Genomic DNA, 18,656 nt, shown 5'->3' on the forward strand with positions numbered 1-18,656 from the left:
AACCTCCCTTTTCGTCGCCCTCTCTTGCGAAAGGTCCGCCACATGAGCACGCGCCTTGCCAAAAACGGCCGGTTGATCGACCGCTCCAAACCGATCGAATTCACCTTCAACGGCAAGCGGATGAAGGGCTATGCAGGCGACACGCTGGCGTCTGCCCTGTTGGCCAATGACCAGATGATGGTTGGCCGCTCGTTCAAATATCACCGCCCACGTGGTCTGGTTGCAGCTGGTCCCGAAGAGCCCAATGCGCTTGTGGGGCTGGGCACCGGCGACCGGTTTGAACCCAATCAGCGCGCCACCACGACCGAGCTGTTCTCGGGCCTGTCGGCGCAGTCGCAGAACCACTGGCCGAGCCTTGAGTTCGACGTGGGTGTGGCCAACAACGCGCTGGCACGCTTCCTGCCTGCGGGTTTCTACTACAAGATGTTCATCCACCCGCGTCCCCTGTGGAAACATGTCTATGAGCCGATCATCCGCCACTCTGCCGGTCTGGGCAAAGCGCCGGACAAGGAGCTGAAGGACGCCGACACCTACGAGCATTTCTATTATTTCGCCGATGTGCTGGTGATTGGTGGCGGTGTGGCCGGTCTTCAGGCGGCCAAGGCGGCGGCCAGCTCCGGTGCCAAGGTGTTGTTGCTGGAGCAGAACAATCACTGGGGTGGTCGTGCGCCCGTTGACGGTGGCACCATCGACGGGATGGAGCCGGACGCCTGGATTGAGAAAACCCTCGCCGAGCTGCGCGCCATGGACAATGTCACCCTGCGCGATCGCTGCATGGGGGCAGGCGTTTATGACCACGGCTACGCGCTGGGGTATGAGCGGCTGACCGATCATGCGCCGGGGCAGGGTGGTCCGCGCCACCGTCTGTGGCGGATCCGGGCCAGCCAGATCGTCACGGCAACCGGTGCCATTGAACGTCCCCTGTCCTTTGCCGGGAATGATGTGCCGGGCGTGATGCTGGCAGCCTCCATGCGCGATTATGCGGTGAACTGGGGGGTGACCCCGGGCCAGAAGGTCGTGGTGGCCACCAACAATGACGACGCCTATCGCACGGCAATTGCCCTGCATGGCGCGGGTGTTGAGGTGGTCCGTGTGCTGGATGCCCGCGACAGCGGCGGCGGGGCCCTGATGGAAGAGGTCCGTCAGCTGGGCATCCGCGTTGAATGTGGCCGGGCCATTGCCAAGGTGAAGGGCGGCAAGCGCGTCACATCCGTGGCGATCTGCGCCCAGAACGGCGAAGGCGGGGCGCAGGAGGAGGTCGAGGCCGATGCGGTCGCGATGTCCGGTGGCTGGTCGCCGGTTGTGCACTTGTGGTCCCATTGCGGTGGTAAGCTGGTCTGGGATCAGGCCCATGCGAATTTCCGTCCCGATGCCTCGCGTCCGCCGCTGGGTGCGGATGGCAATGGGTTTGTCATCGCAGCAGGTGCCGCCAATGGCGCGGCCGGTCTGGCGGCAGCGTTGAGCGATGCGCAGGCCGCAGGGGAAGCGGCGGCGAAGGCCGCTGGCCGCAAGGTCAAAGCGGCGGCTGCGCCGGTCGGAGATGCGCCGGTTGAAAAGGCGATGGAGCCGGTGTGGCTGATGCCTGCCAAGGCTGACATCAAGCTGCGCATGAAGACCTGGCTGGACTATCAGAACGACGTCAAAGTGTCGGACGTGCAGCTGGCCGCGCGCGAAGGTTTCGAGAGCGTCGAGCATACCAAGCGTTACACCACGCTGGGCATGGCAACCGATCAAGGGAAGCTGTCGAATATCAACGGCTTGGCGATCCTTGCTGATGCGCTGGGGGCTGAGATTCCGCAGGTGGGCACGACCACGTTCCGTCCGCCGTATCACCCGATTTCGATGGGGTCGATTGGCGGTGAGGCCCGCGGCGAGATCTTCCAGCCGCTGCGCAAGACACCGATGTATGACTGGCACGACAGCAATGGTGCGGATTGGGAACCGGTTGGCCAGTGGCGCCGTCCCTTCGCCTATGTCCGCTCTGGCGAGAGCCTGCATGACGCGGTGAACCGTGAGGTGAAGAACACCCGCGAGAACCTCGGCCTTCTGGATGCCTCGACCCTGGGTAAGCTGGTCGTCAAGGGGCCGGATGCGGGCAAGTTCCTCGACATGATGTACACCAACATGATGTCGACGCTGAAAGTCGGCAAATGCCGCTACGGTCTGATGTGTTCGGAGAACGGGTTCCTGATCGACGATGGTGTGGTTGCGCGCATTGATGAGGACACCTGGCTTTGCCACACCACCACCGGCGGTGCCGAGCGGATCCATGGTCATATGGAAGAATGGCTGCAGACCGAATGGTGGGACTGGAAGGTCTATGTTGCCAATGTCACCGAACAGCTGGCGCAGGTTGCCGTCGTCGGCCCCAATGCCCGCAAGGTGCTGGAAAAGCTGAACGAAAACGCGGGCGGTGGCATGGATCTGTCCAAGGAGGCGCTGCCCTTCATGGAATGGCGTGACGGGGATATCGGCGGCTTCAAGGCGCGAGCCTACCGGATCTCCTTCTCGGGTGAGCTGTCCTATGAGATCGCGGTTGCGGCCTCGGACGGGCAGGCGTTCTGGACCGCATTGATGGAAGCGGGCAAGGAATTCGGGGTGATGCCGTATGGCACCGAATGTCTGCATATCCTGCGGGCCGAGAAGGGCTTCATCATGATTGGTGATGAAACCGACGGAACCGTGATTCCGCAGGATCTGGGCCTGAACTGGGCGCTGTCGAAGAAGAAAGAGGACTTCCTCGGCAAGCGGGCGCATACCCGCAGCCATATGGCCGATCCCGACCGCTGGCAGCTGGTGGGTCTGGAAACAACCGATGGCTCGGTGCTGCCGGATGGCGCCTATGCGGTGGGCAATGGTGTGAATGCCAATGGGCAGAAAAACACCATCGGGCGCGTGACCTCGACCTATTACTCGTCGAACCTGGGCCGTGGCATCGCCATGGGTCTGGTCAAGCATGGTCCCAAACGGATGGGCGAAGTGATCGAATTCCCCGGCACCGACGGGACAATCTACAAGGCCAAGATCGTCGATCAGGTCTTTTACGACAAGGAAGGGGAGAAGCAGAATGTCTGATCCTGTCAGCGCAATGAATGGTGCCAAGTTCTCCGGTCTGGCGCAGATCGAGGACAGCGGGCTGCAGGGGATGATTACCCTGCGCGGCGATCTGGCATCTGACACCCTGAAGGCGGCGGTTAAAGCCGCCACCGGGGCGGATGTTCCAGCCAGCGGTCAGGTGTCACTGACCGATGCGGGCGGTGTCGCGTGGATGTCCCCGGATGAGCTGCTGCTGCTGGTGCCCTACGCCGAGGTTGAGGCGAAGGTTGCCGAGTTGTCAGAGGCGCTGAAAGGCGAGCACGCGCTGGCGGTCAACGTCTCAGATGCGCGCGGTGTGTTCCGCCTGTCCGGTGACGGCGCGCGGGAGGTTCTGGCTAAGATCTGCCCGGTGGATCTGTCGGCTGAAGCCTTCAAACCCGGTCAATTCCGCCGTACCCGCATGGCGCAGGTGGCGGCTGCCTTCTGGTTGGACAATAACGGTGCATTTCACATCGTTTGCTTCCGCTCAGTGGGCGGATATGTCTACAACTTGTTATGCACAGCCGCCCATCCACAATCTAAGGTAGGCGTGTTAACTGGTTAAGGCAATTTAGCCTTGTGGCAAGTTTTACGGCCAGTTACAGTGTCCCTGGATTTCCGGGGGCACTTTTTATTTGGTTTTGTTGGTTGTTTCCCAACTTTGAGTCGCGATTATCCCTAAATCGGAAGTGTCGAGATGCGGTGTGGCGGTGCCATGCTGCCCTGGCTGGTGGGAGGTCGAAATGTCCAAGGTCGTTGACCTGTTGGTTCCAAGAGTGCGGGCACTCGGCCTTGTGGCCGGGGTTGCGCTTGGGGCCGGTCTTGCGACCCCGGCAATGGCGCTGGAGGGCATGTATACCTGCGCGGTCACCTCGCTGTCCGGGCGGGGCTGGATCCCGCCGCAGATCAGTTTGCATTTTCACGATGAATGGACCGCCGAAGTCGTGCATTCGGGCAATGTCAGCGCGCTGTCCGGACGCCCGTTGAAAGCGGGTTTTTTCCGCATCAGTGATGTGTCTTATCGGGTCAGTTGGACGGTGGTCAGTGCCTCTGTCGGCAACGGGGCCGAGGCGGTGAAAACCCATTATCGCGCCGTGTTCAACACCCAGAACAAGAAACTCTCAGTGCAGGTGATCTCCCTTGATAGCGGGGCAAAGCCGCCACGCGGGATTGGCCAATGCGTCCAGGTGACCAGTTAGCTGATGATGTCGCGACTGCGCCGTAACGATAGCCGTTGACAATCTGGGGTGCAACTGTCAGGCGAGTGCCTGATTTTGTATACGTCCAGAAGAGAGCGCAGGCTTTACCAATGAAAACACTGATCAAAACCGTCGCCGTCCTCGGCACCCTGTTTGCTGCAGCGCCTGTTGCAGCGGCGCCGGTGACCTATGATTGCACCATTCAGTCTTATGAGAAACACGGCTGGATCGCGTCGCGCGTTCTTGTTTTTGTAGACCACGACGAAAAAGTCAGTGGCGTGATGGATGGCATTATTGCCACTCGTCAGAAAACCCCGATGATTGTGCCTTATGATCAGCGCTCTAAGCAGCGGTTGAAGTTGAAGTGGACCCTGAAAAACTTGGGTTCGAGCCAAGGATCAACCAAAGTCACATATTCCGCGACCATGGACGAGCCGCGTATGAAGTTGTCGATTTCTGCCCGTGTGCATGGCGCAGATAACCGCCCCTCCGGCAGCGGCCCTTGCAAGCGCAGCGACATCAAGCTGAACTGACGTGAGGGCGCGCCAATGGCGCAGTTAAGCGGATCGTGTGGCAGGGTCTCAGGCAGCGGTGTCTTCCAAAATGCTGCGGATATTTTTTGGTGTTTCCCCGGCTTGGTCTTGACCAAAGGGGACACCAGCCGCATGTATCTGCCTAGAAACGCAACAGATACTACAGGGGGCCCAGATGGCTTTTGAACTTCCCGATCTTCCTTACGCCCATGACGCGCTGGCATCTAAAGGCATGTCCGCCGAAACGCTGGAATATCACCACGACCTGCACCACAAGGCTTATGTCGACAACGGCAACAAGCTGATTGCGGGCACCGAGTGGGACGGCAAGTCCATGGAAGAGATCATCAAGGGCACCTATGACGCGGGTGCGGTCGCCCAGAGCGGTATCTTCAACAACATCTCCCAGCTGTGGAACCACAATCAGTTCTGGGAAATGATGGGCCCGGGCGACAGCAAGATGCCGGGTGAGCTGGAAAAGGCGCTGATCGACAGCTTCGGTTCGGTTGACACGTTCAAGGACGAGTTCTCCGCTGCGGGTGCAGGTCAGTTCGGCTCTGGCTGGGCCTGGCTGGTCAAGGATACTGATGGCGGCCTGAAGGTGACCAAGACCGAAAACGGCGTGAACCCCGTTTGCTTTGGTCAGACGGCACTGCTGGGTTGTGACGTGTGGGAGCATTCCTATTACATCGATTTCCGCAACAAGCGTCCGGCCTATCTGACCAACTTCCTCGACAATCTGGTCAACTGGGAAAACGTTGCATCGCGCATGTGATTGCGGCGTAGCAGCATTAGAATTTGGGCCTCGTCCGCTATCGGACGGGGCCTTTTTTTGTGCCGGGATCGTGGGATCCAGTGGAACAAATCCCCACGCTCAGCGGTTGTATTGGTGAACCCACAACAGATGGAGGACCGACATGGCAGACCGCGTCAGATCAAAAGATGGCCGTCAGGAAACCAAGGAGATCCTTGGCGCTGAAGGCAGTGTTTCGCATGGCGGGCGTACCGGTGGTCGACTGGCCCGGGAGGTCGCGACCGAGGATGAGGAAAAGCGCGCCATGGAACGCCCGGCAGGTGCGACACGGGTGACCAAATCCAACGAGCAGGAGGACCAATAATGGCACAGCTTGACCACGGCACCTTTGTGCTGGTGACCGACAGCGAGAAGGCATTGCTGCTGCAAAACACCACCGATGCGCAGAACCCGCATCTGGAGGTGCGCCGCAAGGAAGAACAGGACAACCCGTCAGACATTGACCAATCCGCCAATCGGCCCGGTCGGATGCATGACGGTGGCCCTGGCCAGCGCTCGGCGCTGGATGATACCGACTGGCATGAATTGGCCAAGGAACGGTTTGCCGATGACATCGCCGATCTGCTTTATGAGCGGGCGCACAAGGGCAAGCTGGGGAGCATCGTGCTGGTGGCCTCGCCGCAGGTTTTGGGCAATCTGCGTGGCAAGCTGCACAAGGAAGTGCAGGATCTGGTCACGGCGGAAATTCCCAAGACGCTGACCAATCACCCGATTGATGAGATTGAGAAGATTGTGCAGCAGGAGCTGGCTGCCTGATCGGTGCCAAGCGAGCGACGAACTATGAATTTAGAAAACGCGGTGCTGTGAGGCGCCGCGTTTTTTGCGTTTCACAGTGGTCCGTGCTGCGCTCATGCAGGGTCTGGGCGTCAGCCGCGCAGGATCGCCAGCGCATCCTCAACAGTGCTGACCCAGGTGAGCGCCTCGGTGGTTTCCGTACCGGCAAAGCCTTCGGCCACCACATGCTCGACCAAGGCCTTCAGCGGATCCCAGTAGCCATCGATATTGAGGATCAGGATCGGCTTTCCGTGCAGCTCCAGCTGGCGCCAGGTTAGCGCTTCGAACAATTCGTCCAGCGATCCTGCGCCGCCGGGCAGGACCACCACCGCATCAGCATTATAAAGCATCACTTTCTTGCGCTCATGCATGGTTTCGGTGACCACATAGGTGTTAAGATCTGTCTTGGCGACCTCGCGGCGAGCCAGATGCTCGGGGATGACGCCGAAAGTGTGCCCGCCTGCGGCCTGCGCCGCACGTGCCACCCGGCCCATCAGACCAACGTCACCGGCGCCGTAGACCAATCGCTGACCCTGCGCCGCTAGCCCGGTGCCGAGCGCGTCGGCGGCCTCGGGATAGGCTGGGCGGATCCCGTCGCGCGATCCACAATACACACAGACGGAATGAATACGCATGGCAGTCACCTTTTTTGTTGTGTTCGGAGGGGAAATAAGTCGTCCTTTGGTCCCTGATAGCGGCATTGAATGGCTGGCTCAAGCAAGCGGGGGGCACATCCCGCAGGATCGACAGCGACGGCGCCCCGGAAAGGGTCTGTCTAGGGTCGGAAGGGAAGGAACAGAATGACGGATGTAACGGGCAAAGGCGGGCTGTCCGCAACCGCCATCGGCGGGGTTGCGGCGGTGGTCGTGGTGCTGGGCGGGGTGATTTTCCTGCAATGGGGCGCCTCGGAGCAGACAGAGGCGCCGCGCAGCGCTGCGGGCACGGGGGACAGCGCGGTTATCTCGCCTTCGGCCAGTTCCGATGGCGCGGGCGCGGTACCTGTCCCGGCCAATGAGGCCCCTGTTGCGCAGACCCCCGCCGTGACTGCGGAGACGGACAGCGCTGACGCCGCTGCGCCCGCTGGCGAGGATATTGCGGAGGACGTGGCCAGCGGTGATGCCTCAGCGCAGGCTGTGACGGATGCGGGAGAAGACGAGGATGCGGCGCTGGCCCTGAATGCGCCGCAGATGGATCTGGCGCGGTTTGAGACCGACGGCAGCGGCATGGTGGCGGGGCGGGCGACGCCCGGCGCGGTCGTATCGCTGTTGCTGGACGGGGTTGTGGTGGAGCGGCTGACGGTGCCCTCCGATGGCAGTTTTGTGCTGTTCACCACCGTTGCCCTGTCGACCCGCCCGCAGGTGATTTCATTGGAGGCGGCGCTGGGGGAGGCGGTTCTGCCTTCGGATGCGCAGTTTATTCTGGCCCCTGTGGCCGAGGTTGAGGTGGCAGAAGCACCGGTTGCTGACGGGCAGGTGGCGGACCAGGCGGCGACAGGCGCGCAAGCAACAGACCTTGCATCGGCGGCGGCTCCGGAAGGTGATTGTCCTACTGTCGGTACGGCTGATGCGGACACCAAACTCTCCGAAGCGCAGGAATCCCGCGGCAGTGACGTTGCAGCGGATGCGACAGATCAGGCCATCGCTCAGACGGATGTGGCGGACAGCGACGCAGAGGAGCCTGCCGTCGTGGCGGCTGCCGGGGACGCGTCTGAGGTGACGCAGGAGGAGACGGTGACAGCCGCCAACGACATACCAGCGGCGGAGACGGAGGCAGTCCCCGCCACGGATGACAACCGCGATGAGGCACAGGACGCAGCGGCTGGTCAGGGTGCGGAGGATGATGCGGCGCGGTCAGATGATATCGCGGCGACAGCGCCGGAGACCGCGACAGAGGCGGCGCCGGAGCAGAGGGCGGTGCTGCGCTCTGATGCCAGCGGTGTGACGCTGGTACAGCCGCCGACGCCAAGCCTGGCCGAGGCACCGGAGACCGTGGCGCTGGATACCATCTCCTACGATGCGGAGGGCGCCGTGGTGCTAAGCGGTCGGGTGCGCTCCGATGCGGTGGTGCGTGCCTATCTGGACAATGCGGCAGTTGCCGATCTGCCGGTAGACGAAGAAGGGCGCTGGTCCGGCGTCCTGCCGGATGTGGCGCCGGGGATTTACGCGCTGCGGCTGGATGCGTTGGACACCGACGGCAAGGTGCTGAGCCGTCTTGAAACCCCGTTCAAACGGGAGGCACCAGAGGTTTTGCAGCCACCGGTTGAGGCGGCCGCCACAGGTACCACAGCACCGGATGCAGCCCCCACCGGAGCGAAACCGCTGGTGCGGTTGGTCACCGTACAGGAGGGCGACACCCTCTGGGCAATTTCGCGGGAGCGGTATGGCGACGGGCTGCTCTATGTGCGGGTGTTTGATGCCAACCGACAGGCTATCCGGGACCCGGATCTGATTTACCCCGGTCAGGTGTTCTCCGTCCCGGTGCAGTAAGACCATAGCCTGATCCCGCCAGGGGGCTGCATACCGTGCCGCCCCTCAGCCAGAAGATGGGCCATGATATAGGGGCTGCGCTGGTCAAAGTGCCATGCGGTCCCTATGTCAAAGGTCTTGCAGTAAGGACATGTGATGACAGACAGCGATATGACAACCGCGCAGGAGGAGCGCCGCTCCGGTCTGCGCACGTTGCGCCGTGTTTTCCCCTACCTTTGGCCCGAGGGGCAGGCCTGGGTCAAATACCGGGTTGTGGCAGCGCTGGCGGTGCTGATTTTGGCAAAGCTAGTCGCGGTTTACACGCCGATGCTCTACAAAGGCGCGGTGGACAGTCTGGCGGGCGAGGGCGTGCCGCCGCTGGCCCTGGGGGCGGTTGGCCTGACCGTGGCCTATGGGATGGCGCGGATCCTCACCACCGGGTTTCAGCAGCTGCGCGATGCGGTGTTTGCCCCGGTTGGCCAGCGCGCCCTGCGGCGTCTGGCGCTGGAGACCTTCCGCCATATTCACCGCCTGTCGATGCGCTATCACATCACCCGCAAGACTGGCGGGTTGAGCCGGATTATCGAACGCGGTGTGAAAGGCGTGGAATTCCTGCTGCGCTTCCTGCTGTTTTCCATCGGACCGCTGGTGCTGGAATTGGCACTGGTTGCCATCATCCTCGCCGTTATGTTTGACATCTGGTATCTCGTCGTGGTGGCGGTGACGGTCGGGCTCTATGTCTGGTTCACCTTCGCGGTGACCGAATGGCGGGTGAAGCTTCGCCGGGAGATGAACAAGCAGGACACCGATGCCAACCAGAAGGCCATCGACAGCCTGCTGAACTACGAGACGGTCAAATATTTCGGCGCCGAGGATCGCGAGACCGAGCGTTATGATGTCGCCATGCGGGCCTATGCCAAAGCAGCTCTGAAGACGGCCTACTCGTTGGCATTTCTGAACTTTGGCCAGAGCCTGGTGATCACCGGCGGTCTGGTTGCGGTGATGGTGATGGCGGCAATCGGCGTGCAGCAGGGCAATCTGACGGTGGGCGATTTTGTCATGGTGAACGCTTATATGATCCAGATCACCGTGCCGCTGAACTTCCTTGGGACCGTGTACCGCGAAATCCGGCAGAGCCTGGTGGATATGGGCGAGATGTTCGATCTGATCGAACAGGATCCGGATGTGAAGGATCGCGACAACGCCGATGTCTTGCAGGTCAAGGGCGGGGCGATTGCGCTGGAGAACGTAGAGTTCGGCTATGACAGCGACCGCCAGATCCTGAAGGGCGTCAGCTTTGACGTGGCGGCAGGGCAGACGGTGGCCATCGTCGGGTCCACCGGATCGGGCAAATCCACCATTGGGCGGCTGTTGTTCCGGTTTTATGACGTGACGCGCGGCGCGCTGCGCATCGACGGGCAGGACGTGCGCGAGGTCACGCAAAAGAGCCTGCACGCCGCGATTGGCGTGGTGCCACAGGATACTGTGCTGTTCAATGACACCATCCGCTACAACATCGCCTATGGCCGCGCTGGGGCCACTCAGGAGGAGGTCGAACAGGCCGCACGCGATGCGCAGATCCACGACTTCATCATGCGGCTACCCGAGGGCTATGAGACGCAGGTCGGCGAGCGCGGGCTGAAGCTGTCGGGCGGTGAGAAGCAGCGGGTGGGCATCGCGCGGACGCTGCTGAAGAACCCGCCGATCCTGCTGCTGGATGAGGCGACATCGGCGCTGGACAGCGATACCGAGCAGGAGATCAAGGAGGCGCTGTCACGGGCCGGGCAGGGACGCACGGTGATCACCATCGCGCACCGGCTGAGCACGGTGGCGGAGGCGGACCAGATCATTGTGCTGGAACAGGGCGAGATCGCCGAACAGGGCACCCATGAGGATCTGTTGGCCAAGGACGGGCGCTACGCGCATCTGTGGCAGCGCCAGCAGTCGGATCAGGACGCGGCGTAGCCGTTGCCTTCTGGATATCGGCAATTTCGGGGTCTGTGTCTGCGCGTCTAACCGCTGACGTAGACCCCGTCCTTTGGTTTGTAGAAAATCTTCTGATTGTGTAGCCGCCCCAGGAGATCATGGATCTGGCGCAGGCTGTCCTCGCGGCTGTGACCGGCGATGCCCTGCGCCTGCTGGTTGGCATCGGCCAGGCTGTCGCGGGTGCGTTGCAGCGCGGCCTCGATCAGGTCGACATCGGCGATGGTCAATTCAAACATATCGTTGAAATCGGGCATGGGCTGGGTCGCTTTCTGCTGGGGGGCTCTGGCGGTGGTGATCTGCCTGCTGAAACGAACAACGCCCCGCGAGGGCGGGGCGTTGTCAGGTTATTCAGCGGCGCGAAGCGGTGTTGACGGCGGTGTTTCGCGGTCGTCGCGCGTGGTGGTCTTGGCCGGGGGGCTGTCCGGGCCGCCCGGGTTCGGTTCAGCCTCCCACAGGATTTCCGTGGTGGGCAGGGTGCGGGCCTTGGTGGCCAGCCGCATATCCCGGGCAATCCGGCTGGACCGGCCACGGGTGAGCCGGGCCAGCAAGCGGCCAAGCGCGCCAACGTAGATCCAGAGCCAGACCCGGATCGCCAGCAGTGACGGCGTGACCAGCAGCGTCAGGACCGTAGCGATGCCAAGACCGAAGACCACTGCCGTTGCCAGCTGTTTCCACCATAGCGAGGTCGGGCTGTCGATCGAGTAGCCGCCATTGATGAAGTCGAGGCTGAGGCCGAACATCATCGGCGCAAGGCCTGCCATCGTGGTGATGGTGGTCAGGAGAACCGGGCGAATGCGGGCCTCGGCGGTGCGAATGATCGCCTCGATCCGCGGCATCTTCTGGGCGTATTCCTGATAGGTGTCGATCAGAACGATATTGTTGTTCACCACGATCCCCGCCAGCGCGACGATACCGGTGCCGGTCATGATGATCGAGAACGGCTGCTGCATCACCATCATGCCGATCAGCACGCCGGTGGTGGAGAGCACCACCGCCAGAAGCACCAGCACCGAGTTGTAGAAGCTGTTGAACTGGGCCAGCAGGATCACGAACATCAGCGCCAAGGCACCGGCAAAGGCTTTCATCAGGAAGGCACCGGATTCGGCCTGTTCTTCCTGATCACCGGTCCATTCCCAGGTAATGTCCTTGGGCAGCGGATCAGTTTCCAGCCATTCCGTCAGGGCGGCGATACGTTCATTGGCATTGAGGGCCACAACGCGGGCGTCATCGTCCAGCGCGGTCTGCACCGCCTCAAGACTGTCGGCGCTGGCGAGGCTGCGCAGCTTCAGCGGTGTCCCGCTTGGTCCGGTCAGGTCGCTGGCGCTGGTGTCGCTGCCCTCGGCGAAGGATTTGACATAGGCCAGCGTTTCTTCTGCACCGCTGTCCCCGCCGGTGATGACCACCTTGGAAAGGCCGGGTTCGATATCCGCCTTCACGTCATAGTATCGCTGCTGTTGGACACGGTTGATCTGTTCCAGTTTCGGCACCGGCTGGCGGGAGATGAAGTTTGACAGCGGCACCAGACCATCCTCGGTGCGCAGTTTCATCACATCAAGGGTGGAGAGCACGCGGTCCTCTTCTGGCAGGCGGACGCGGATTTCGATCTCCTCATCCGAGCTGTCGACGCGCATGGTATCCAGAAGGATCCCGCGGGTGACCAGCTGCACCATGGCGCCAACGGTGGCGACATCGGCGCCGTAGCGGCTAGGCCTTTTCGACGTCGACGTCGATCTGCCAGTCAATGCCGGGCAGGGGCAGGCTGTCCTCGATCAGATCCAGACCGGGGGTTTCATCAAACCGGGCGCGGGCGGTCTGCGTGGCGGCGGTCAGCGTGTCCCAGCTGTCGCCCTTCAGGCGCAGATGGATCGGCTTGCCAGAGGCAGGCCCCTGCGCCAATGCGCGGATTTCAGCCTCGAAACCGGGCAGTTTTGCCAGCTCGGTATTGATCTCCTCAATCACGGTGTCGCCGTCGAAATCGGTCGCTGTGACCTCACGGGTGAACCAGCCGTTGAACCAGGTTTCAGTCTGGGTCGGGCGATCCTCCCAAGGGATGATCTCGAATTGTACCTGACCCACGGTGTCGGGCGGTGTCTGCGCGCCGGAGGCATCGGTGTTCAACCCGCCTTCACCTGCAAAGGAGAAGACATTAACCACCGCCGGATGCGACAGGATGACCTGTTCGGTCTGGCGCACCATCTCGTCCTCTTCCATCAGCGAGGTATTGCCGCGCGCCCGGACATAGGCGGTGGCCTGTTCCGGTTCAGATTCGACAAAGAACTCAACGCCGTAGTTGTTGGTCGAGAACAGCGTGAAAACGGTCATGATGGAGAAGGCAACAGCCCCGATCGCAACAAGGGGCATCACCGGATTGCCGACGATGAACTTAATGAAATGGCCAAAGGGCGTGTGTTTGTAGCTGGCGTTGACCGATTTTTCCGACCTTTGCAGACTGGTAGCGCCCAGCGTTACAGAGGCGCCGAAGGAGGCCAGCACAAAGACCAACGCGCCAAAGATCAGCGCGGCCACATCCGGCACATCCGCAGGCAGCAGGTAGCTGCCGTTCAGCATCTGCATCGCGCCTGCAAACATGCCCCAGAGCATTACGGGCACCAGCGCCGCGCGCAGCCACCAGGGCGCAACGGCGCGCAACCCATCGGAGAGGTTCTCGAACAGGCGGCTCATCCGGCCGGTGACGCCGCCCATGACGGGCAGGTAGATCAGGGCCACCACCAGCGACGCCGACAGAACGAAGATCAGCGTGACCGGCAGCATGCCCATGAATTCACCGGGAACGCCGGGCCAGAACAGCATCGGCAGGAACGCACAGAGCGTGGTCGCGGTGGAGGAGACCACCGGCCAGAACATGCGCTGCGCCGCCTCGACATAGGCGTGCATCGGACCCGTGCCTTCCTTGATGCGTTTGTCGGCGTATTCCACTACCACGATGGCGCCATCCACCAGCATGCCCACTGCAAGGATCAGACCAAACATCACGATGTTGGAGATGCTGATCCCCATCACAGCAAGCAGCGCAAAGCACAGCAGGAAGGAGGTCGGGATCGCAAAGCCGACCAGCAGGGCCGCCCGGCTGCCAAGCGCTGACAGCACCACAATCATCACCAGTGCGACGGCGGTCAGAACCGAGCCTTCCAGCTGACCGACCATGGAGGCCACGACGCGGCTTTGGTCATTTGAGGTGCCGACGGAGACGGCTGCTGTCAATTCCGGCGGCCATTTGGTTTTTGCGTCAGCCAGCGTTTCCTTCACCAGATCAACGGTGTCGATCAGGTTGTAGCCTTTCCGCTTCACCACCTGCAGGGCAACGGTGTCCTTACCGTTGAACCGGGCGGTGCCGCGACGGTCCTCGAAGGTGAAGTTGATGGTTGCCAGTTCGCCAAGCGTGACCACGCGGTCGCCATTGGTCTTGATCGGCAGTTCATAGATATCGCGCACGTCGTCAAAGGAGGAGGGGATCTTCACCGAGAAGGTGCCCTGATTGCTCTCGACTTCGCCCGCTGCGATCAGCTGGTTGTTGTTCTGCACAACGGTGATCAGCTCAAGCGCCGTGACGTTGTAAGCCTCCAGCCGCAGGGGGTCGATCAGCACCTCGACCATCTCGTCGCGGTTGCCGGCGATCCCGGCCTCAAGCACCGGTTCCAAGGCCTCAAGATCGTCCTGCAAATCCTTGGCGATCCGCGCCATTGTGCGTTCCGGCACAGCGCCGGTCAGGTTGACAATGACGATGGGGAATTCAGAGAAGTTGATCTCGTTGATCGAATATTTCTCTGCCCCCTCGGGGAAATCCGCCTCGGCGGCATCCATCGCATCGCGGACGTCGGCCATGATGGCGGTCTTGTCCCAGCCAAAGTCAAACTCCAGCGCCACGCCGCCATAGCCTTCGGCGGCGGTGGAGGACATTTTGTCGAGCCCGTCCAGATCGGCCAGCTCGGTCTCCATCACCTTGACCAGCAGCGTTTCGGCATCCTCGGCAGAGATGCCGGGGAAGGGGACGGAGATGAACAGGGCCGGGATTTCGATGTCCGGCTCACCCTCTTTCGGGAGGCTGGCATAGGCAAAGCCGCCGACCAGCAGCGAAATGGCAATGAATGCCAGGATCATACGGGCCCGTTCTGCGGCCCAGCTGACGATACCGGTCATTGGGATACCTCTTTATAGGTGGGCGCAACAGAAACGCCCGCAACAACAAAATCCTGTCCCACAACAATCACATCGGCCTGTTCCGGCAGGCCGCCGACCCAGACGCCGCTGGCTTCGTCGCGCAGCAGCTGGATGGGGTAGAACCCGACGGTCATGTCGTCTTTTACCACACGTACGCCCAATTGGCCGTCATTATTCAGGGTCAGCGCCGACTGCGGCAGGTAATGCGCCTTGGCGCCCTCGGCTGAGATCACGATATCGGCGGTCTGGCCGTCGCGGATCGCAAGATCGGGATTGGGCACGGTGATTTCCACCTCGAAGGTACGCGTGGTCGGGTCGGCGGAGCGGCTGATAAAGGTCACTTTGCCCTCAACATTGCGACCATTGGCCAGTTCTGCCCGCGCGCCCGCTCCGATGGTGACGCGGTTCACCTCGGTTTCGGGCACATAGCCAACCAGCTTGATGGTCTCCAGCTGGATCACGGTCGCACAAAGGCTGCCGGGCTGCATCAGGCTGCCCAGCTCGGCGGTGTCGCTTTCCAACAGCCCGTCGAAGGGGGCCAGAATATCCAGACGTGCCAGTTCCTTCTCGGCGGCGGCGACCTGGGCAGAGGCGGCCTCAATCCCCGCGCTGGTGGTTTCCAGACCGGTTTCCGCAGTGGCCACGCCAGCCACGGCCGAGCGTTCCGCCGCCTGCGAGGAGGCAAGACGGGTTTCAGAGGCAAAGCCACCTTCGGAGAGTTTGGCGGCTGCTGTCAGGTTGATCTGCGCTTCCTTGAGGCGGGCGCGGGCCTCATCCAGGCGGGCCTGCGCCTCGGGAACGCGAATTTTCGCCTCGCTCAGCCGGGCCTTGGCCTCCAACAGGGTGGAGGGGCGGGTGCCGGGATCCAGCTTGCACAGAAGATCGCCCGCCTTCACCTGCGCGCCCTTGCGCAGCGGTTCTGACAACACGGTGGAGGTGGTTTCGGAGCGGACTTCGACCTGGCGGATGGCCTGTGTCTGCCCGCGCAGCACGACCGCGCTGTCGATGCCACGGGCGGTGCTGCGCAGGGCGACCACGCCGACGCCTGAATTGCCGGTCTTGTCAGCGCTGGCGGCCTGCGGGGCCGCAGTTGCTGGCGCTGCGGCGGGTGTTTCGGTCGGATCGGAGGCATCAGCGGATGCGGTCTCATCGCTGAGCTGCTCGCCACGGGCAAAGGCCAAAAGCGCATCCCGCTCAATCACGGCATAATACAGGCCTGCCGTCACAACAGCAGCAGTCATCAGGGGAATTACACGCATCTTGGGCCTTCCTAATTCATAGTCATCCCGTTCGGGACATATAGAGCCACTCAACAATCATACCATTAATGGGCATATTCGGGCGAACTGGCGCTAAGTGATATGGGCGATATAAGTATTGTCCATACTAAACTCTGTAGTTCAGTTCACATTTTTTGCCTTTTTGGAGCAGTTTGTGGCCACGCCGGGGTGTCAGGGCCACTTGGCTTGGCATCGGTTGCACTGTAAGAGAAGCAGAACACAGGAAACTTTCCGGCGACTGCGGGGGCGGTTGCGGGATCTGCCAGGGACATTTTCATGAGCGACACCGACAGCTTTATCGATGAGGTGACAGAAGAGGTCCGCCGCGATCGCCTGTTCAAGATGCTCAAACGTTATGGCTGGATTGGCGGCGTTGCGGTGGTGCTGATCGTGGGTGGGGCGGCGGTTCGCGAATATAACCGCGCCCAGACCGAAGCGGCATCGCAGGCGCTCGGTGATCAGATGATTGCGGCGCTGGACAGCGATGACAGTGCGGCACGGGCGACTGCCCTGGATGCAATCACCGCTGAGACCGCCGGTGGCGATACCGTTCTTAAGCTGTTGCAGGCGGGTGCCTTGGCCGATGCCGGAGACCGTGCGGCGGCTGTTGAGCGGCTGAATGCGGTTGCGCGCAATGGTGAGATGCCGTTGATCTATCGTCATATCGCAACGTTCAAGGCGCTTGGTCTGCAGCAGGAGAGCCTGCCAGCGGCAGATCGCCGGATCCAGTTCGAGGCGCTGGCCCAACCCGGCGCGCCGCTGGCGCTGCTGGCACAGGAACAGCTGGCACTGATTGATATCGAAGAGAACAACACTGACGCCGCCATTTCGCGGTTGCAGGAGATTATTGCCTCCGCCGGTGTCACCTCGGACTTGAAAGACCGTGCTTCGCAAGTGATTGTGGCGCTTGGGGGAGCGCTGGAGCCGGTGGCGGCGACAGAAGGCTAAGATCAATTCGGCGCCGATGGGCGCCACGATAACGTGCAGTACAAAGTGCAGTAATGGGGCAGGGCAATGACGGCAGTAACAAGCTTTTGGAGCGCGAGGGGCATTCTGACGGGGACCGCATTGGCGTTGATCCTGTCCGCCTGCGCCGAGCCTGAGGTCATCCTGCGCGGCGAGCGTCTGGATCTGCGCGACGACAGCGTCACGGTTGTCAGCAATGAGACCCGCGCCATTGCGCTGCCTGCAACGCGCAACAATGCCAGCTGGCCACAGGGGCCGGGCGTTGAGGGGCTGCGCCCTGTACATCCGGCGCTGGCTGCTGCGCCGCGCGCAATCTGGGCCACCTCGATCGGCGACGGTGACAGCCGCCGCCAGCGCATCACCGCGACACCGGTTGTGGGCGATGGGCGTATCTACACGCTGGACAGCGGCGCCAAGGTTTCGGCCGTCAGCCCAGCCGGGGCGTTGCAGTGGCAAAGCGAACTGTTGCCTGCGTCTGACAGCTCAGGGCAGGCCACTGGCGGCGGTTTGGCCTATGACAGTGGCGTGCTTTATGTCTCGTCCGGCTATGGCGTGCTGACCGCGCTGGATGCCGCCAGCGGAGCAACCATTTGGCGGCAGGAGCTGGAGGCCACCGGCTCCGGTCAGCCCACGGTGCGCGACGGTCTGGTCTATCTGGTGGCCGGAGATGATACCGGCTGGGCGGTCCACGCCAAGGATGGCCGCATTGCCTGGCAGGTTCAGGCTACCCCCAGCCCGTCGAATATTCTGGGCGCACCGGCGCCTGCGGTCACTTCTGATCTGGCGATCTTCGCCTTTGGCTCGGGCGATCTGACCGCGACCTTCCGCAAGGGCGGCCTGCGGCGCTGGAACGCCTCCGTGGCGGGTAAGCGGATTGGCCGGACCATTTCCCGGATCAGCGATGTCACCGGCGCACCTGTCGTGTCTGGCAACCGGATGTATGTGGGCAACCAGTCCGGTCGAACAGCGGCCTTTGACCTTGGCAGCGGTGATAGGCTGTGGACCGCGCCCCATGGGGCGGTGGATCCGGTCTGGGCGGTTGCGGGCAATGTGTTCCTGATCAGCGACCTTGGCCAATTGGTGCGGCTGGATGCGGACAGTGGCGCCGCTGTCTGGGCGACGGATCTGCCCGGATACCTCAAGGATAAGCCCCGCAAGCGCGGCGCAGTGGTGGCCCATCACGGGCCGGTTCTGGCCGGTGGTCAGGTGGTGGTGGCCTCCAACGACGGGCTGTTGCGCTTCTTCAGCCCAGAAAGCGGCGCGCTACTGCGCAGCGTGACGGTGCCCGGCGGCGCCAGCACCGCGCCTGTTGTGGCGAATGGCACGCTTTATGTTGTGTCCACCAAGGGTGAATTGCACGCTTTCCGATAGCGCTTTGATGCGGT

The 18,656-nt window shown here is 62.1% G+C and carries 14 protein-coding genes and 1 pseudogene; 11 read left to right on the forward strand and 4 right to left on the reverse strand.

The features are described 5' to 3' along the window. The first annotated feature begins 42 nt into the window (after positions 1-42). The 7 genes from L0Z65_RS04460 (at position 43) to L0Z65_RS04490 (ending at position 6,377) form a co-directional block, all read left to right on the forward strand. Positions 43-3,075 carry a sarcosine oxidase subunit alpha family protein gene (locus L0Z65_RS04460; RefSeq protein ID WP_405111146.1) on the forward strand — a complete coding sequence of 1,011 codons (3,033 nt, stop codon included), beginning with the start codon at positions 43-45 and terminating at the stop codon, positions 3,073-3,075. Next, the gene (locus L0Z65_RS04465; protein WP_405111149.1) at positions 3,068-3,640 is read left to right on the forward strand and encodes a sarcosine oxidase subunit gamma; all 573 of its coding nucleotides are present in this window, start codon (positions 3,068-3,070) and stop codon (positions 3,638-3,640) included. The genes L0Z65_RS04460 and L0Z65_RS04465 overlap by 8 nt, the downstream gene beginning before the upstream one ends. Before the next feature lie 178 nt (positions 3,641-3,818). Then, complete coding sequence (locus tag L0Z65_RS04470; protein ID WP_118068095.1) at positions 3,819-4,274, forward strand: hypothetical protein; 456 nt, start codon at positions 3,819-3,821, stop codon at positions 4,272-4,274. Positions 4,275-4,339: 65 nt separating this feature from the next. Beyond that, a complete protein-coding gene (locus L0Z65_RS04475) occupies positions 4,340-4,807 on the forward strand; it encodes a hypothetical protein (protein ID WP_405111152.1) in 468 nt (155 codons plus the stop codon). A gap of 175 nt (positions 4,808-4,982) precedes the next feature. After that, the gene (locus tag L0Z65_RS04480) at positions 4,983-5,582 is read left to right on the forward strand and encodes a superoxide dismutase (protein WP_096871535.1); all 600 of its coding nucleotides are present in this window, start codon (positions 4,983-4,985) and stop codon (positions 5,580-5,582) included. A gap of 142 nt (positions 5,583-5,724) precedes the next feature. Beyond that, the gene (locus L0Z65_RS04485) at positions 5,725-5,925 is read left to right on the forward strand and encodes a hypothetical protein (RefSeq protein WP_014880275.1); all 201 of its coding nucleotides are present in this window, start codon (positions 5,725-5,727) and stop codon (positions 5,923-5,925) included. Continuing rightward, on the forward strand, positions 5,925-6,377 hold the full coding sequence (locus L0Z65_RS04490) for a host attachment family protein (protein WP_405111156.1): 453 nt from the start codon (positions 5,925-5,927) through the stop codon (positions 6,375-6,377). The genes L0Z65_RS04485 and L0Z65_RS04490 overlap by 1 nt, the downstream gene beginning before the upstream one ends. 110 nt (positions 6,378-6,487) lie before the next feature. Here L0Z65_RS04490 and L0Z65_RS04495 read toward each other — a convergent pair whose 3' ends face one another. Then, complete coding sequence (locus L0Z65_RS04495) at positions 6,488-7,030, reverse strand: TIGR00730 family Rossman fold protein (RefSeq protein ID WP_405111159.1); 543 nt, start codon at positions 7,028-7,030, stop codon at positions 6,488-6,490. A gap of 165 nt (positions 7,031-7,195) precedes the next feature. On the opposite strand from L0Z65_RS04495, the gene L0Z65_RS04500 reads away from it, so the two are divergent. Together L0Z65_RS04500 and L0Z65_RS04505 are read left to right on the forward strand one after the other, a co-directional pair. Beyond that, positions 7,196-8,881 carry a LysM peptidoglycan-binding domain-containing protein gene (locus tag L0Z65_RS04500; RefSeq protein WP_405111162.1) on the forward strand — a complete coding sequence of 562 codons (1,686 nt, stop codon included), beginning with the start codon at positions 7,196-7,198 and terminating at the stop codon, positions 8,879-8,881. A gap of 135 nt (positions 8,882-9,016) precedes the next feature. Next, a complete protein-coding gene (locus tag L0Z65_RS04505; RefSeq protein WP_405111165.1) occupies positions 9,017-10,825 on the forward strand; it encodes an ABCB family ABC transporter ATP-binding protein/permease in 1,809 nt (602 codons plus the stop codon). Positions 10,826-10,872: 47 nt separating this feature from the next. On the opposite strand, the gene L0Z65_RS04510 is transcribed toward L0Z65_RS04505, so the two are convergent. The 3 genes and pseudogenes from L0Z65_RS04510 to L0Z65_RS04520 form a co-directional block, all read right to left on the reverse strand. Further along, on the reverse strand, positions 10,873-11,100 hold the full coding sequence (locus tag L0Z65_RS04510; protein WP_024096937.1) for a hypothetical protein: 228 nt from the start codon (positions 11,098-11,100) through the stop codon (positions 10,873-10,875). A 90-nt stretch (positions 11,101-11,190) separates the two neighbouring features. Further along, a pseudogene (locus tag L0Z65_RS04515) lies at positions 11,191-15,004 on the reverse strand (efflux RND transporter permease subunit). After that, a complete protein-coding gene (locus L0Z65_RS04520; protein ID WP_096871529.1) occupies positions 15,001-16,284 on the reverse strand; it encodes an efflux RND transporter periplasmic adaptor subunit in 1,284 nt (427 codons plus the stop codon). The pseudogene L0Z65_RS04515 and the gene L0Z65_RS04520 overlap by 4 nt, the downstream one beginning before the upstream one ends. Positions 16,285-16,581: 297 nt before the next feature. Between L0Z65_RS04520 and L0Z65_RS04525 the strand changes: the two genes are divergently transcribed. Both L0Z65_RS04525 and L0Z65_RS04530 read left to right on the forward strand, forming a co-directional pair. Then, positions 16,582-17,253 (forward strand): tetratricopeptide repeat protein, encoded by a 672-nt coding sequence (locus tag L0Z65_RS04525; protein ID WP_096871528.1) that lies wholly within the window; start codon positions 16,582-16,584, stop codon positions 17,251-17,253. A 66-nt stretch (positions 17,254-17,319) separates the two neighbouring features. Next, entirely contained in the window at positions 17,320-18,642 is a 1,323-nt protein-coding gene (locus L0Z65_RS04530; RefSeq protein ID WP_405111169.1) for a PQQ-binding-like beta-propeller repeat protein, read from the forward strand. Positions 18,643-18,656: the final 14 nt, after the last annotated feature.

This window comes from Phaeobacter sp. BS52 (assembly GCF_045040595.1).
Classification (GTDB): Bacteria; Pseudomonadota; Alphaproteobacteria; order Rhodobacterales; family Rhodobacteraceae; genus Phaeobacter; species Phaeobacter piscinae.

Bases quoted from the DNA above. Each gene is read 5' to 3' on its own strand.
- L0Z65_RS04460 (WP_405111146.1), top strand. From the start codon at position 43: ATGAGCACGCGCCTTGCCAAAAACGGCCGGTTGATCGACCGCTCCAAA.
- L0Z65_RS04465 (WP_405111149.1), top strand. From the start codon at position 3,068: ATGTCTGATCCTGTCAGCGCAATGAATGGTGCCAAGTTCTCCGGTCTG.
- L0Z65_RS04470 (WP_118068095.1), top strand. From the start codon at position 3,819: ATGTCCAAGGTCGTTGACCTGTTGGTTCCAAGAGTGCGGGCACTCGGC.
- L0Z65_RS04480 (WP_096871535.1), top strand. From the start codon at position 4,983: ATGGCTTTTGAACTTCCCGATCTTCCTTACGCCCATGACGCGCTGGCA.
- L0Z65_RS04485 (WP_014880275.1), top strand. From the start codon at position 5,725: ATGGCAGACCGCGTCAGATCAAAAGATGGCCGTCAGGAAACCAAGGAG.
- L0Z65_RS04490 (WP_405111156.1), top strand. From the start codon at position 5,925: ATGGCACAGCTTGACCACGGCACCTTTGTGCTGGTGACCGACAGCGAG.
- L0Z65_RS04495 (WP_405111159.1), bottom strand. From the start codon at position 7,030: ATGCGTATTCATTCCGTCTGTGTGTATTGTGGATCGCGCGACGGGATC.
- L0Z65_RS04500 (WP_405111162.1), top strand. From the start codon at position 7,196: ATGACGGATGTAACGGGCAAAGGCGGGCTGTCCGCAACCGCCATCGGC.
- L0Z65_RS04505 (WP_405111165.1), top strand. From the start codon at position 9,017: ATGACAGACAGCGATATGACAACCGCGCAGGAGGAGCGCCGCTCCGGT.
- L0Z65_RS04510 (WP_024096937.1), bottom strand. From the start codon at position 11,100: ATGCCCGATTTCAACGATATGTTTGAATTGACCATCGCCGATGTCGAC.
- L0Z65_RS04520 (WP_096871529.1), bottom strand. From the start codon at position 16,284: ATGCGTGTAATTCCCCTGATGACTGCTGCTGTTGTGACGGCAGGCCTG.
- L0Z65_RS04525 (WP_096871528.1), top strand. From the start codon at position 16,582: ATGAGCGACACCGACAGCTTTATCGATGAGGTGACAGAAGAGGTCCGC.
- L0Z65_RS04530 (WP_405111169.1), top strand. From the start codon at position 17,320: ATGACGGCAGTAACAAGCTTTTGGAGCGCGAGGGGCATTCTGACGGGG.